This is a genomic window from Pseudomonas sp. PA-4-8C (assembly GCF_021606625.1).
In the GTDB taxonomy this organism is placed as follows: Bacteria; Pseudomonadota; Gammaproteobacteria; order Pseudomonadales; family Pseudomonadaceae; genus Aquipseudomonas; species Aquipseudomonas lactis.
Genome location: NZ_WKCD01000126.1, coordinates 1 through 14,428 on the forward strand (window position 1 = coordinate 1; position 14,428 = coordinate 14,428).

The 14,428-nt window shown below is 52.7% G+C and carries 15 protein-coding genes and 1 pseudogene; 8 read left to right on the forward strand and 8 right to left on the reverse strand.

Annotation, left to right across the window (positions count from 1 at the left end):
• The 5 genes from GIW04_RS18240 to GIW04_RS18260 all read right to left on the reverse strand — a co-directional run.
• Positions 1 to 391, reverse strand: a 391-nt coding sequence (locus tag GIW04_RS18240) for a hypothetical protein (RefSeq protein ID WP_236479099.1), incomplete at its 3' end; no start/stop codon positions are given.
• Positions 392 to 400: 9 nt separating this feature from the next.
• On the reverse strand, positions 401 to 1,642 hold the full coding sequence (locus GIW04_RS18245) for an SbmA/BacA-like family transporter (RefSeq protein WP_147412293.1): 1,242 nt from the start codon (positions 1,640 to 1,642) through the stop codon (positions 401 to 403).
• Positions 1,579 to 2,997, reverse strand: coding sequence for a TolC family protein (locus GIW04_RS18250; RefSeq protein WP_057711875.1), 1,419 nt, complete (start codon positions 2,995 to 2,997; stop codon positions 1,579 to 1,581). Before GIW04_RS18250 ends, GIW04_RS18245 begins: the two co-directional genes overlap by 64 nt.
• Positions 2,997 to 5,150: a peptidase domain-containing ABC transporter gene (locus tag GIW04_RS18255; RefSeq protein WP_057711876.1), complete on the reverse strand. Its 2,154-nt coding sequence runs from the start codon at positions 5,148 to 5,150 to the stop codon at positions 2,997 to 2,999. The genes GIW04_RS18250 and GIW04_RS18255 overlap by 1 nt, the downstream gene beginning before the upstream one ends.
• A gap of 9 nt (positions 5,151 to 5,159) precedes the next feature.
• A complete protein-coding gene (locus GIW04_RS18260; RefSeq protein WP_120248973.1) occupies positions 5,160 to 6,416 on the reverse strand; it encodes an HlyD family secretion protein in 1,257 nt (418 codons plus the stop codon).
• A gap of 203 nt (positions 6,417 to 6,619) precedes the next feature.
• On the opposite strand from GIW04_RS18260, the gene GIW04_RS18265 reads away from it, so the two are divergent.
• Positions 6,620 to 6,862: a response regulator transcription factor gene (locus GIW04_RS18265; RefSeq protein WP_120248964.1), complete on the forward strand. Its 243-nt coding sequence runs from the start codon at positions 6,620 to 6,622 to the stop codon at positions 6,860 to 6,862.
• Between the two features lie 926 nt (positions 6,863 to 7,788).
• On the opposite strand, the gene GIW04_RS18270 is transcribed toward GIW04_RS18265, so the two are convergent.
• Together GIW04_RS18270 and GIW04_RS18275 are read right to left on the reverse strand one after the other, a co-directional pair.
• Positions 7,789 to 9,099 carry a sensor histidine kinase gene (locus GIW04_RS18270; protein ID WP_120248380.1) on the reverse strand — a complete coding sequence of 437 codons (1,311 nt, stop codon included), beginning with the start codon at positions 9,097 to 9,099 and terminating at the stop codon, positions 7,789 to 7,791.
• Positions 9,092 to 9,766: a response regulator transcription factor gene (locus GIW04_RS18275; protein ID WP_034136049.1), complete on the reverse strand. Its 675-nt coding sequence runs from the start codon at positions 9,764 to 9,766 to the stop codon at positions 9,092 to 9,094. The genes GIW04_RS18270 and GIW04_RS18275 overlap by 8 nt, the downstream gene beginning before the upstream one ends.
• A 137-nt stretch (positions 9,767 to 9,903) precedes the next feature.
• Here GIW04_RS18275 and GIW04_RS18280 point away from each other — a divergent pair, with 137 nt between their 5' ends.
• From GIW04_RS18280 to GIW04_RS18305, 6 genes and pseudogenes are all read left to right on the forward strand, one after another.
• Entirely contained in the window at positions 9,904 to 10,077 is a 174-nt protein-coding gene (locus tag GIW04_RS18280; RefSeq protein WP_169912622.1) for a hypothetical protein, read from the forward strand.
• Positions 10,058 to 10,405 (forward strand): hypothetical protein, encoded by a 348-nt coding sequence (locus GIW04_RS18285; protein ID WP_120248381.1) that lies wholly within the window; start codon positions 10,058 to 10,060, stop codon positions 10,403 to 10,405. Before GIW04_RS18280 ends, GIW04_RS18285 begins: the two co-directional genes overlap by 20 nt.
• 133 nt (positions 10,406 to 10,538) lie before the next feature.
• Positions 10,539 to 10,673: pseudogene (locus GIW04_RS18290) on the forward strand (benzoate transporter); the annotation flags it as partial.
• 286 nt (positions 10,674 to 10,959) lie between these two features.
• Complete coding sequence (locus tag GIW04_RS18295; protein WP_082239768.1) at positions 10,960 to 11,169, forward strand: BrnT family toxin; 210 nt, start codon at positions 10,960 to 10,962, stop codon at positions 11,167 to 11,169.
• The gene (locus GIW04_RS18300; RefSeq protein ID WP_120248382.1) at positions 11,144 to 11,509 is read left to right on the forward strand and encodes a BrnA antitoxin family protein; all 366 of its coding nucleotides are present in this window, start codon (positions 11,144 to 11,146) and stop codon (positions 11,507 to 11,509) included. The genes GIW04_RS18295 and GIW04_RS18300 overlap by 26 nt, the downstream gene beginning before the upstream one ends.
• Positions 11,510 to 11,720: 211 nt before the next feature.
• On the forward strand, positions 11,721 to 12,272 hold the full coding sequence (locus GIW04_RS18305) for a hypothetical protein (protein ID WP_057709821.1): 552 nt from the start codon (positions 11,721 to 11,723) through the stop codon (positions 12,270 to 12,272).
• A 91-nt stretch (positions 12,273 to 12,363) separates the two neighbouring features.
• Here GIW04_RS18305 and GIW04_RS18310 read toward each other — a convergent pair whose 3' ends face one another.
• A complete protein-coding gene (locus GIW04_RS18310; RefSeq protein ID WP_120248486.1) occupies positions 12,364 to 13,263 on the reverse strand; it encodes a LysR family transcriptional regulator in 900 nt (299 codons plus the stop codon).
• A gap of 183 nt (positions 13,264 to 13,446) precedes the next feature.
• Between GIW04_RS18310 and GIW04_RS18315 the strand changes: the two genes are divergently transcribed.
• Positions 13,447 to 14,428, forward strand: a 982-nt coding sequence (locus GIW04_RS18315) for a zinc-dependent alcohol dehydrogenase family protein (protein ID WP_236479100.1), incomplete at its 3' end; no start/stop codon positions are given.

The following is a 14,428-nucleotide window of genomic DNA, read 5'->3' on the forward strand; positions in this document are numbered from 1 at the left end:
AATGATAAAGTCTCTTCTGTGTGACTGGATTTTTTTTTTTATATACAAGCAGAACACGTCTTACGAGACCCCAGAGACAGTCTCGTGGGCTCGGAGATGTAAAAAAGAAACAAAATAGAAATACCCCATCGAAACCACAGCGTCCTCCGCCACCATTGGTGGAAATCCCATCACCGCCATATCGTTCTGCAAAAAAAACCTTTCTATCCAGAAAATTGTCCGACTCGAGAGCCGTATCAATGGTTATATAATTATATTTCGACATTAACTCCGAAGCACTCAAGGTACCCCCAAGGTCTTTGTTGTAATAGATAACCTTTCCTCTATTGGCCTTTACGGTTTCAAAGGGGACAAACACTTCCGGCAAATCGCTCAGTGTTAATTTAGACATGTTATCGCCTTAATTAGGAAGTCTTATGAGGTCACGATAGCTCGTTGAAATTTTAACCTGCTGCGCCAACGCCTCATCAAAAGATATCATTCGGTCAGTAGTTGCTTTCCACTCCGCTATGTCCTGGTAGGCATTAATAAACCAACTTAAATTTTCACAGAGGTTTCCGAATGCCGAATTAATCTGCATCACATCGCCAAACTTGATAGCGCCAGAAAAAAACCTCGGCACTGCCAGCAAACTACTAAACAGCAATGAGAGCTGACCATAACTTTCTGTAAACAACGAAAGGCGCACTTTCACCCGGACGGTACGGCGCATATTAGCGAGACTAATATCAAGCTTGTTGCTAAGATTAGCCTTTTCAGAACTTCGCATTGCTTTACCATACCCTTTTTTATTTCGATCACGAAACCGCACCAAACAATAACGTAAATCTGCTTCTGACTTTTGCTGATGATTGTTCAGGGACACAAGTTTGAATCCGATTTTCTGACTGATATACATGCCCAGCACAGCATATATAATCGCCACCCAAAACATATAGGCAGGAACCGTCACCCCCCACAGTGACGCACTACCCGAAATGGCGATGAGCACCACACTGAATGACACCACACTCGCCAGCGTATAAATAAGCCCGCAAGCAAGATAGACGGTTGAATAAGTAAACTTATTGATATCCTCAGCGATACGCTGATCTGGATTGTCAACGTGACGTTCAACCTGATCCGGCTGCGGTGACTGAAGTATCCATTCAGAAAGATAATAATTAGTCAGCCACCGACGCCACTTAAGTGCAAATATATCTACCAAATAGGTGGTCAGCACTGAGCGTGCTACCGAGAAACAAACAACTCCAAGAAAAACCGATATCAATGTATAGAACCTGTGAGCATTCAGTTCTTGAATGGCATTGTAGAAGTGCTTATACCACTCATTGAGCGCTAATGCAGTTGCAACCCCCAACAGAGAGAGCGTTACCAAGGCAATGAGTGCGCACCACGCAAAAAATTTTTCTTCCGACCTCCAATACAATGATAGTAAAAGTGACGTATTCCGCAGAAAGCTATTCCGGTTAAATCTCGACGCAACTGCACATTCTGCTTCCGTATTCATCATGGCTTCTCGGCTTTTTACATTTATATTTTTAGTTATAGTTTTGAGTTTATTTAAAACACAAGCGACTATAGCGCCCAGAACCCCAGGCGCCCCAAGCTCGCCGCTAATTTCAAGCGTGCCATTTGCCAACTATTCAGTGCATTAATGTGCTGCTGCTCTGCGGTCGCATACGCAGTCAATGCATTGAGTAATTCGATCATGCTGCCAACACCGGATTGGTATCGGCCTTGCACTACCTCCAGTGCCTGGTTGGATTGATCCACCCAGTCAGCCGTTCTTTCCAAAGATCGCGTTTCAGTGATCAGTGCCTGATAGTTACCCCAAAGGTCTATCGAAATGCGCTGCTCCACATCACTCACTTCGGCCTCCCTCGCCTCCAGTCGTGCTTGAGCGCTTCTTACTTGATAAGTGCGCTCGAATCCTTCAAACAAAGGAATATTCAGCTGCAGGCCGACACTGTTGTCCCGCGTTCGACTATCGCCGTTGAACGCCATTGATTGGTTAAGCTGCACATCTGAGGCACTGGCAATAAATGACAATGTAGGCCGACCTTGCGCCTTACTCTCGTCGATGGCGGCCTTTGCCGCATTCAACTGAGCCTTGGCAGCAATGAGCGAGGGATGATCCTGCTTGGCTTGTTCAAGTAGCTCATTAATGCCTTTGACAAAGTGCGTATCCGGGCGCTGAGTCAGGCTTCCTGCTAGCTCCAGCGGTGTTTGTGGCGCCAGTCCCATGCGCAGGGCAATAAGCCCCTTGGCATTGACTAAAGCACCATTGCTGCGCACTTCATTGAGTGCCGCTTGGGAGTACGCTGCCTGGGCTTGGAGGCGGTCCGAAAGTGCAGCAGCGCCTGCGTCATGTTTGGCACTGGCTGCCTTAAGGTTTTCGGCTGCAAGGGCCGCCACCTGAGCAGCAGCTATCTGACTGTTTTGTGCGGCCAGCGTGTCGTAATACAACTGCGCAGCCAGTATGAAGGTTTGCTGCAATTGCTCATCTTGATTGGCGTTCGCCGCAATCAACAATTGACGAGCATTACGCAATGCTGCATCGCGCCGACCAAAATCAAACAGCACCCAACTCAAGGCCAATCGATGATCCACTTGGCTTTTATGACCACGGTTGGAGTATTCCTCACGCTGGTCATAATTCGTGTCGTTGCGACCCGTGGTGATACCCGAACTTGCGTTGAGCCTGGGGAGATACGCCGCCTGCCGCCCCCCGACATCAGCGGCCATGGCCCTGGCAGTTGCCCAGTTCAGCCGTGCCTGGGGGTCGTGACAGAGCACGCGCTCTATCATGTTCTCCAGTGTTAAACGCGCCGGTAGCGGGCTGCTCTCGCACGCACCTGGAACCCTGTCGATGGGCTGAGTGGCGGTATGCGCAACCGTGCGCTCAGTCATGAACACATCCAGACCTGCTGCTGCTTCCCACTGAGAGCCAGCACAAAGACCAGCCACTATTGCTGCTGTACGTGCCGCCCTCATCACGAAGTGACCGTGCCGATGGCATGAATACAATGAGTCTCGGCAAACGGTGTCGGCACAATACGCCCATGCTCCATCACCACAACCCGATCTGCCGACGCAATCGTCTCAGCGCGGTGAGCGATGATGATGCGCGTCACCGCCAACGCACGCACCGCCTCGTTGACCTGTTGCTCGCAGGCCATATCCAGATGGCTGGTGGCTTCATCCAGAATCAGAATGTCGGGTTTCTTGTAGAGCGCCCTGGCTAACAGCACACGCTGTTTCTGACCACCAGACAACACCGTGCCCATATCACCTACCAAGGTGTTGTAACCCATCGGCATGGCCAGAATGTCGCTATGAATGGACGCCATGCGTGCACACTCCATGGCCCAGTCCAGATCAGGATTTGACTCAAAAAACACAATGTTGTCTGACAGTGAACCAGCGAACAGACAGTCGTCCTGCATGACTGTGCCGATCTTGCCGCGAAACTTTTCGGTACCCAGTTGCTGCAAATCACTACCGGCGATGCAAATCTTGCCCTCAGTAGGCTGGAGGATTCCTAACAGCAAGCTGACAAGGGTGCTCTTGCCACTGCCCGAGACCCCAGTGATCGCCACTGACTCGCCCTGTGCGATGCATAGATCAATACCGTCAAGTACGAATGGCTCTTGATCGGAATATCGATATTTCACACCTTTGAGTTCAATATCTACAGGGCTTGCTGGCCACGTCACGCCGGCGAGCGTCCCACGACTGTCTTCCGGTGGATGCATGACGATGTCGGCCAGTCGCTCACTTTGCAGACGCAGCATGTAAAGCTCAAAAAAATGATCGATCAGACTCGCGACGCGGCTGACAAACTGATTTTTATAAGCCATGAAGGCGATTAGTACACCCACGGTGAACTGGTTATTCATGACCATCGACGCACCGACCCCTACGGCGATCAGGCTTTCCAGACCGAATATCAAACCGTTCAACTGCGTGTAGATCAGCTGTAACTTCTGAGTCCGCAATCCTGCATTGATCTGCTCTACCAGCAATCCAAGCCAGGCGAGACGCCGTTCATTCTGGCGCTGGAACAGCTTGATCGGCCGTATGCCGCGTACCGTTTCCAAGAAGTGGCTTTCCTGGCGAGCGGCGTGAACAATCTGCTCTTCGCTGGCCCGCCGTAACGGGTAGTACCACGCCCAGCGAACCAGGGCGTACAGGAACATCGCTGCTGCTGCGATGGCCGCCAATAATGGGCTGTATACAAGCATTAGCGTGAAGGTAGCGATGGTCATCAGACCATCCAGAACGGCGGAAAAGAACGCGGCTGTCAGGGTCCCCTGAATGACGTCGACAGCACCGAAGCGTGAGACAACATCTCCCAGATGACGCTTTTCAAAATACTGGATTGGCAGGCGCAGTAGATGACTGAAGACATTGGCACACCATTGCACGCTCAACAGCGTACTCATGTGCATCATGACCCAGGCCCTAATGGCACTCACCGTTTGCTGCATCAGCAACAACAGGCCAAAGCCAATTATCAACGTGGTCAGCAGGTCACGATCCTGTGTGACCAATACGTTATCGAGCGTCCATTGCAGCAAGAACGGACTGACCAGTGAGAACACTTCCAAGGCTAATGCCAAGACCAATACCTGCCCAAGGGAGCGATAAAGGCCACTCACTTTTCCCAGCATACCCATCAGTTTGACCTGGGGCTTGGGCTCCTGCTTTTCAAAGCCTCCTTCCGGCCAGACTTCGAGCGCTACCCCGGTAAAGGATTTGCTGGCCTCGGCCAAGCTCAGATGCCGCATGCCACTCGCAGGGTCATGCACAATAATTTGTTGACTCTCTACCGCCTTGAGCACAACGAAGTGGTTGAAGTTCCAATGCAAAATACAGGGCAGCTTGAGTTTGTTCAGATCTTCAAGTTCCAGCCTGACAGCCCGAGTACCGAGATTGAGCTGGTCGGCAATCTGGATCAGTTGCTTGAGCGTACTGCCTTTGAGCGACACGTTGAATTGGCGGCGCAAGTCCATCAACGTGGAATGATGACCATGGAAGCCTGTGATCATCGCCAGGCAGGCCAGGCCACACTCCGTGGCTTCAGTTTGCAGAATCAAGGGCAGGCGGCGACCCATTCGCAAGGAGATCGCATCGAGGTAGCTCATGCTGCTCTCCTAAAGTTTTCCAGTCAGGCTGTAGAGCGGCTCAAGCACCCACTCATAGAGGCGGCGGGTCTCCTGCAGAATATCTGCCTCAACCAACATGCCGGTTTGCAGCGCGCGCGGCTTGCCGTAAGCCAGTACGGATTGCGCTTCGATATCAACGCGAATGCGATAAATCTGCTCACCTTCAAGGCCAAGCCCTGGAACGCTACCGGTCATCGTTGCCAGATCAGCGGCCGACAGCGATGCTTTTGAGATAGAGGTAACGCTGCCACTGTGTTGGCCGAACTTTTGGTAGGGGTATGCCTGATACCGCACTCTCACGGGGTCGCCCGCACGCACAAAACCAATGGCTTTGCTAGGTGCGTACAACTCTACTTGTAGATGGGAATTGGCGGGCACAATGCTCATCAAGACCCGCGAGCTATCAACCGTCTGGCCCGGCTCAACAAGAATCGCAGTGGCCACCCCATCTTGGGGAGCCGTTATTACCAAGGCACGCTTGGCTTCGCTTTCAATGAGTTCTTGCTGGATACCCGACAGCGAGCGCTGAATGCCGGCAAGTTGGTTTTCATGCAGTGACGAAAGACCTGCAAGCTCATGCTGCACCTGCACCAATTGCAGATTCAACACTGTCGTTTCGCGTGCCAGTCCCTGAAGCGTCTGATGCTGGCCAAGTAGTTCGGACTGGCGCTGTTGAAGTTGATCCATTGAGATGTAACCCTTATCCATCAATCCTTGATAACGATCAGCCGCATTGGTCGCCAGCTTTACAAGCTTCTCCTGACTGGCTGTCTGTTGTGCGAGCGTTCGCAGTTGTCGTCGCAGACTGTCCAGCTTGCTTTGCAGGCTTTGCCGCTCCTGCGCTTGAAGTTGCTTTTTTTTCATGAGTTCATCACTGAGAGAACGTTGCCGCATTGCAAGTTGATCGCTTACGTCTGCTTGTACCGGCCGCGAATCCCCTGCATATCGTTCACTGGAAACTCGGAACAATGGCGCTCCCTGTTTAACCGGCTGGCCTTCCTCGATAAAGCGTTCCAGGACCAAACCGTACTGGGGAGCGTGTATTTTCAGTTGCCCCGCGAAGGGCACCAACTGACCCGGTACAGTGATGCGCTTTGTGTAACTGCCCCAAAGAAAAAAAGTCACCACCATGGTCGCGAGCAACCCCGCAACCAGCGTCAAAAAGGCAAAGGAGACCGGCCTGACGAGCACAATTTCACCTAGCCAATTCACATGCCTGGAGGTCAACGCCTCAAGCCGGAACAGTGGGGTTTTCGACGTCACAACTTGTCCTTATCAATCACTCTCGAATTCGGTTCGCACAACAAGCTTTCTTTCAGCATAAAAAAACCGAACCGATAAAATTAAAAATCGTTCTGATACAAAATATTTCAGCGAATAAATTTTCTCCTCCCTCGTTCGTAAGGCATATAGACAAATATGATTCGGATCAGTTATTCATAAAAAACATGAATACCAACCCTGCTTTCTCGAAAAACAACAAAGGAAAATCAGCATTGAAATTTACCAACCGTGAAGCTGATGTGTTAGGCCTTTTGATTTACGGCCTGACCAACAAAGAAATCGGTCGACAATTGGGAATTAGCGACCATACCGTCAGGGATCACATTTCATCAATATTAAAAAAGACCAACACGACCAGCCGTGTAGAGCTAGCGGTTTTGAGCAGCACCATGAAGCGCCCACTATAGTCCGAGTATCACGCCGTTAAAAATAGACACAATAACTTGAGCCGTTTTCGACCCCACCGAGCGTAAATTAATATCGAAATTTAAAGTATTAATAAAACCTAGACTGATAGCCCGAGAAAGCTCAAAACTTCATGCCTCAATGCTACAGGCTCCAGAACTGAATTTATTTCTAGGAAATAAATAGCCATGACAGCCTCCACAGCACAAGCGCTGGCTGACGCCGAGCGATTCCAGCTGGTTACACACCCTGACGACAGTCTCTTTTGCAATTGATAGCCAGTCCGCTAGCTTTAACGCAAACGAATAGCACAACGTCTGCGTGCAAAAAAAACGTTATCCCTGCCAAATTAAATTAAGATCACATTTTAAATAACCGCACTGTAGGCTTTTGAATAGTTTTCCTCCAAATAAATCTTGGCAAAAAAAAAAAAAAAAAAAAAAAAAAAAAAACAACTAAGCACACCCGTAGCGTAGCTATGAGCTCCCGTATGCTTAAACTTAATTTAAAGCATCGTCTAAAGCCAGCCCTGCATCTGTAGGGGGTGAACTATGCGTGCATGAAATAGCTTGGACACTGACCGCTCCTTGTCTGGCCTTATGGTTCATCGCGCTGTGCTGAAGCCGCTACACCGAACCATTGAGATTAAGAGTATTCGCCCGAGCCAGCAGCAAGTCCCCCGGTAGGGCTGCGATAAAATACTGGCTAGGCGAACGCTGTAACGCTAAAAGCGCAAGAAGAAAAATTATGTAGGAAATTTCCCAGGCGTATTAAATCTGTTGGTTGAGCCTTGGATATCAGCAGTTCGCCACTCGCGAGGCCACCGACGGAAGACACGCGCAGCGCACTTTCAATGTTGCGTTCCATTTGCTCATGTCCTTTCCATGCCGGCACACGCGGCCCATACAGAGCGATGGCTACAAATCCTTCAACTTGCTGACTCGCCGCCCCGCCCGCTCGTAAAATCAAGAATGACCGTAAACCTCTGCTGCTCACGAATCACCTCAATCTGCCAGCCCAGCTTTGCGCATAGCTCGCGCATCAACTGCAGCCCAAGGCCATAGCCAAAATCATCGGACTCCTGCTGCGGCCCTGTCTCCCTGATGTGATTGGCAATCATCAGCCGCGGGTATTTGAAGCGGATTTCCACGGTGCCTTCTTCGGCGTATTGCAGCGCATTGCGCAGGAAGTTGCCGATCACGATGCGGCATGCGGTAGGAGGCAATCGGCAAGGGCCGTCGTGGATGTCGATGCTCAACTCGATATCCCGGTTGCCGATCAGGTAGCGGTGTTTTTCAATCAGGTCGCCCACCAGTTCGCTCAGGTCAACGTCTTCTTCCGGCAGCGGCTCGGGACGCTCGCGGCTCATCCACAGCAATGTTTCGGCGATCAGTTGCATGTTCATCACCGAACGTTCTATGCGCTGCAATGAGGGTGGCAGCGCACCGCCCGATTGCAGGGCCAACAATTCGATTGTGGCCTTGAGCACCGCCAGGGGCGTGCGCAGTTCATGGCTGGTGTAACGCAACAAGCGGCCTTCTCGTTCGCTGGCGGCCTGCACCTGCTCAACACTTTTGGCCAGGGCATCGGCCAGCATATTGAACTCCTTAAAGCTGAAACCCGGCCGTGTGCCGGTCAGTGCCTCAGGGTCTTTGAGTGTGCCGGACCATTGCACCAGGCGCCCCAGCGGCCGAACCAGCCACCAGACCAGCAAGGCGATGATGATCAGCGCCGGCACGAAGACCGCCAGGCTGATGAACTTGACACTCTCTATGACCTGATCGAAATAGGCATCAGACAACGGCGTCTCGACCTCTCCCCCTGCTTCCTTATCGTGATCGATGTCGTACATGTAGAGGATTTTGCCGTCACCCAGGGGCTGTTCGAGGATGATCTGGAACGGCTCATCGTCGTCATCGGAATAGAGATCGCCGAAGATATTCACCGCGCCAAAGGACAGGCTCGGCGATGTAGTGAGCAACTCGCGCACGTCCTGCGGCAACGCCTCCTTGCCGATGACGCTGGTATAGAAGTAATTGTGCGGCGTCGGCGTGGTCGGGTCCTGTTTGTAGTGCCGGAGAAAATACTGAGCCTCCTCTTCCATCATCGCGCTGGCGGTGTAGAACAGGCCGCGCACGGTGAATTCAGGCAGCAGCTTGCTGTAGATCACCAGCACCACCGCAATCAGGCACAGGAAACTGCCGCTGATCACCCACTTCAAGCTAAGGCCGTTACGCATGGGGTTTTACCTGAATGCCGACACCCGCCAGGGTATGGATCAGTGGCCGGCCAAACGGTTTGTCTACCGCCTTGCGCAGCCGGTGCATATGCACTTTGAGGGTATTGCTGTCGGGCGGCTCATCGCCCCAGATTTTGCTTTCCAACCGCTCCCTGGGAACAGGCTCGGGACTGGCGCGCATCAAGTGCTCCAGCAAGGCCCAGCAGATGGGTGACAAATGCAGCTCCTGCCCTGCCCGGCTGACTTTGCGGGTGGTCAATTCCATGACCAGGTCGTCCACTTGCAGGCGGCTGGTCTGGCCGCTGCGCCGCAGGCTCAAGGCGCGAATCCGCGCCACCAGCTCGGCGAGTTCGAACGGCTTGACCAGATAGTCATCGGCGCCGGCGGCAAAACTGGCGAGCTTGTCGGGCAACGCATCCAGCGAGGTCAGCATCAGGATGGGGGTCTGGATGCCTTGCTGGCGCAACCCTGTGCACACCTGCTGGCCGTCCAGGCGCGGCAGCATGATGTCCAGCAAAATGACGTCGTAATGCTGGTTGAGCGCCAGGTTGAGCCCGGCCTGGCCATTGCTGGCGTGATCGCAGACGATGCCGCTGATCTCCAGGTACTCGATGACGGTGGTGGCCAGGTCCAGGTTATCCTCGACCAGCAGCAGATGAATATGCACGGAAAAAACCCCTCGGGCAGGCAGTGCGCAGCGGTGTGAAGGATAGCGGAAGTCGGGCTGTTTCCCGTGATGTTTACCTGACGTTAACCCCGTGCTGCTTAGGCTAAGGCTCTTCTTATCCAGAGCTCGTCACCGTCATGAACCTGTATTCGATGATCAAAGGGGTGCTGTTAGCCGTGATTTTCCTCGCGCTGATGGTGGGCATCCTTCCACAGCAAACGCAGTTGATACGCATGGGAGGCAATGGCTGGTTTCTGGTGGGCCAGAACGTTGAGCAGACAGGGTCGTGTGATGTCGCCCGTGCGTCGTGATGAGATTGCCGCCAGCTATACCGGCCAGTTGGTCGCCTGCGTGGTGCTGGTTATTGGCGTGGCGGTTTCGATGGGCATCTATATCGCGCGCTTGAATGCGCAGCTGGATGAGCAACGCGACCTGTCCTCGGTGTATCTGCCCGACTGCCCTGACGGCCGCGGTGGTTTTATGGTGTATCCCGATGACAGGCGCAGCGGTGACCAGTGCTACACCGCCGATGATGAGGAGTCGATGGATCTCGATGAGGTGCAGCGGCTATCAGGCTCGAACCTGGCGCAATGGTTCGACGACATCCTGCCTGCGGTTCAAACCCCGAGCAGGCTCTAGATACATGATGCCGTTCAGTGACCTCTGTAGGAGCGAGCTTGCTCGCGAAAAACGTCAACGATAACGCGTGCTTCCTGAATGAACGCGGCGCCTGTGAGTTTTTCGCGAGCAAGCTCGCTCCTACGAGCCTATTGCGGCCGCCAACATCACGTTGCTCGGGATTGGCGGGGCGTTTTGGGGGCTGCTGATTGGGTTGGCGGCGTACGTCGTGCTTAATGGGCGGTTGCCGCGTCGGGAGCTTGATACTCGTGAGAACGCTGCTAACTGAGGCTCCACGACCTGGGCTCAAACCCTGCCCGCCTACCACGCAAACGCTTCGATATGACATTCGGTCATGTCTATACACGCCTTCCGACAAAGAAAACAGAACATGGCTACGTAAACAGACGCCCGTTGCGCACGGAAATCCGCAGGCAATCTCTGCAAGATCAAGCTCCAACTGAGCGGAGGGAAAATGGCGTGTGCACGATATAGATCGTCACAGCCGATCATCCTGCCTGATCGTCCATTCATCGCTTTTTTATACATATAAAATATGCATAATGAAAACTTGCGTGGTTCAATTCGATAACGCTAAAAACATCGCTAATCAGCGCAAGCATAAAGGCGTAAGCCTAGCTGATGCCGAACCGGTGTTTTACGACGAGGCAGCCCTGGCCATACAAGATCACGATCACGGAGAAGAACGCTGGGTGATCATGGGCACCGACGCAAACGGAGTACCTGGAGGTTTGAGCCATGAAAGACGAATACGACTTCAGTAACGCCAAGCGCGGCGCCATCGCCAGCAACAAAGGCAAAACCCGTATCACGATCATGCTGGACGATGCTGTGATCGAAGCCGCCCGTGAACGTGCCCAGAGTGCAGGCACCGGCTATCAGACCGTGATCAACAATCTACTGCGACAGGCATTGATTTCCCAGGACACCTATAACCTAGCGCCAGCCTCGAAGAAGCAAGCCAAAACCTTGCAAGTCCTCAACAATGGCATCAGCGTCTCAGAGGTCGAAGCGTTGGAACAGCAGTTGATAGCGCTCGCTGGAGAATTGAATCGAATGCTTGTTAATCCACTGCCTGCCAAATCAAAAAGCAAACCTGTCTGAATCGAAGGGCTAGAGTTTGCTTCTTGCGAATCGCGCCATGCAGGCCAAATCCAAGGCAAAAAAAGCCTGCATCTCTGCAGCGCGCCTTCCGAGCAAGAGTCTCTCCCCGGTATCCTGGCTGAGCCAGACGCTACCAAGGCGGCCAGGAAAAAATTCCGTTTTGTGGAAGTTGTTTCTATCAGGTCGATGTAATTCATAGGAAATGAAAGCCATGTACTTCAAGTTCATCACTCTGCTCGCACTCGCATTGCTCACTGGCTGCACGACAATCCCCTACGAAAAACCGCAAGACCGGTTGAACATCCAGAAAGATCTGTCTTTAAAACCTGAGGAAATCGTCACAATGACCCAGGTGAATTGGTGCGCCTACGCCTATGGAGAAGTGACGCCTTGCCACCCTCAGGAAGCGCTGGGGGTTCAGACTCGCACGAAATTGATATTGGCCAGTTACGACAAGCCCCACTACAAAACAATGGTTGAAGTACAAGCCAGCGACGTCATGTGCGCGCACTTACAAACGCCGGTAGATACCGCTCCAAATCTGTTTTTGTTCACCCAAGACTACGCCGTGCAGATTTGGCCAGTAGAGCCGAGTTTTAAACCGGATATCGCGAAGAAAAAACTCATCGTCGATACCATGCTCCAACCAGGAAAACGAACCTTGGTGGGCACTGAAAAGGATTATGTGAGCGACACGGGTCGAGGGAGAGCGGGGATGACGATGACCTCCATCGTAAACCTGGTTAATCCTTGTTCGATTTGAAGGGTAACCGTCCGGCTCCCCCACCTTAAGCGTCTACCGAACACATCTTGCACTAGTCCGTCTTGGTGCGGAGTCAGCCTATGAGCCAAGGTTAGTGCGCTGTGAACCAGTTGGGGTGTAGCACCGGAAAATGTTCCTTCAGCCAATCCACAAATGCCTCGACCTGAGGCGCAAGATGCGTTCTGCTTGGATAAAGCACGGAAACCAGGCGAGGCTTTGGACGAAATGCCTTGAGCACTTCGATCAGTTCTCCGCTTGCGAGGAATGTCTCAACGGCAATTCCAGGCGCTTGAACAATGCCGAAGCCTGCAACACCGCATTGAACGTAGGCATTCGACTCATTCACGGTGATTCCACCCCGAGGCGTATGTGGACGATCTTCGCCGTCTACCGAGAAGTGCCAAGGCAGCGGTCTGTTATTTTGACCGGAAAGGAAGCTGACACATGGGTGGTCTACTAGATCTTGTAGGGTTATGGGTGCACCGCAGGCTTGGAGATAACCTGCAGACGCACAGGTCACCATGGTGGCGGTGCCAATTTCTCTAGCCACCATGCTTGAATCCGGAAGTTCACCCATTCGCAATACACAGTCGATGCCCTCGGCTACGAGATCTACCGTACGGTCGGTCACGCCTAGCGCGAGCTCGATGTCGGGAAATGCCTCGGTAAATCTCCTGAGGCTTTCCATGAAACTGTGCTGGGAAAATGCAGTGGGGATGTCAATTCGAAGCCGCCCACGCAACGTCGACCCACTACGGTCGAACATGGAAGTGGTTTCTGCGATGGTTGCCAAAATCTCTTTGACGCGTTCGTAAAACCGCTCGCCCTCAGCAGTCAGTTTTACTTTACGCGTAGTGCGCTGGAACAGACGAACACCCAGCGAGGCTTCCAAATCCTGAATGGTGCGTGTGACGTGCGGGCGCCCGGCCTGCATTGCCTCAGCGACTTTGGTGAAGCTCCCCAACTCCGCTAGCTTGGCGAATACTTGCATCGACTGTAGAAGCTCCATAAGTCTCTTCTCGTGAAGCGTGTTAACGGGATGATTGTTGCTGATCAGGATAACAATCCTGTTGGTTTCTGCACATTTATCTAGAGCCGCGAAACCTCAACAATGTCCTCAGCGTAAAGGAGGAGCGTTCCTCCCCTGCACATTCAAAATTGTTGGAGACAGAAAATGAAAGCGTGGCTTCTAAAAGATTTCGGCTTGGATAATCTCGTGCAGGGCGAAACGGAAACCCCCGTGCCCCGAGCGGGTGAGCTGCTGGTTAAAGTAGGCGCTGTATCACTCAATTTCCGGGACAAGGCCATCGTTGACGGCATCTATGAACCGCACAGGGTGCCCAAGCCGCTGATCCCCGTCAGCGATGCGGCGGGAACTGTCGTGGCAGTAGGTGAAGGTGTCAGCCGCTTTGCTATCGGAGATCGGGTCAACTCACACCTCTACTCCCGTTGGTTGGACGGCATGCCTGGGCCAGATGAACCCAACTACTGCTTCGGCTCGCCATTGCCTGGTGGTCTGGCGCAATACATGATCATCCATGAAGACAGCGCGGTACGTGCCCCCGACAATATGTCTGATGAGGAAGCAGCGACCCTTCCAATTGCTGCTCTGACGGCGTGGTATGCGCTCGTCGACTATGGCCAGATAGAGGCCGGCCAAACCGTTTTGGTTCAGGGATCTGGAGGTGTTTCTGTTTTTGCAGCACAAATTGCTACGGCTTTGGGAGCCAGGGTGATCGTCACCTCCAGCCGTGATGACAATCTGGAAGCTGTAAAAAAACTGGGCGCTATTGCGGGTGTGAACTATCGCACCACCCCTGATTGGGCAGAGGAAGTTTTGAAGCTCACTGACGGCAAGGGAGTGGATCTCCTGCTGGATGTGGCAGGCGGTGACGGCATCAATCAATCGATTGCTGCAACAAAGGCAGGTGGACGTATCGCACAGATCGGCTTTCTGACAGGCCAGACCTCTGCCTTGAACCTGATGCCTATGATTTTCCGGCAAACAACGATTCGCGGCATAGCCGTTGCTCCACGCTCGTCATTTGACCGAATGAACGAATTCTTGAACGAGCACAAGATTCGCCCGGTAATCGACCACGTGTACCCATTCGATCAAGCACGCGAAGCGTACGAACATTTGGCCAGAGGCGCCT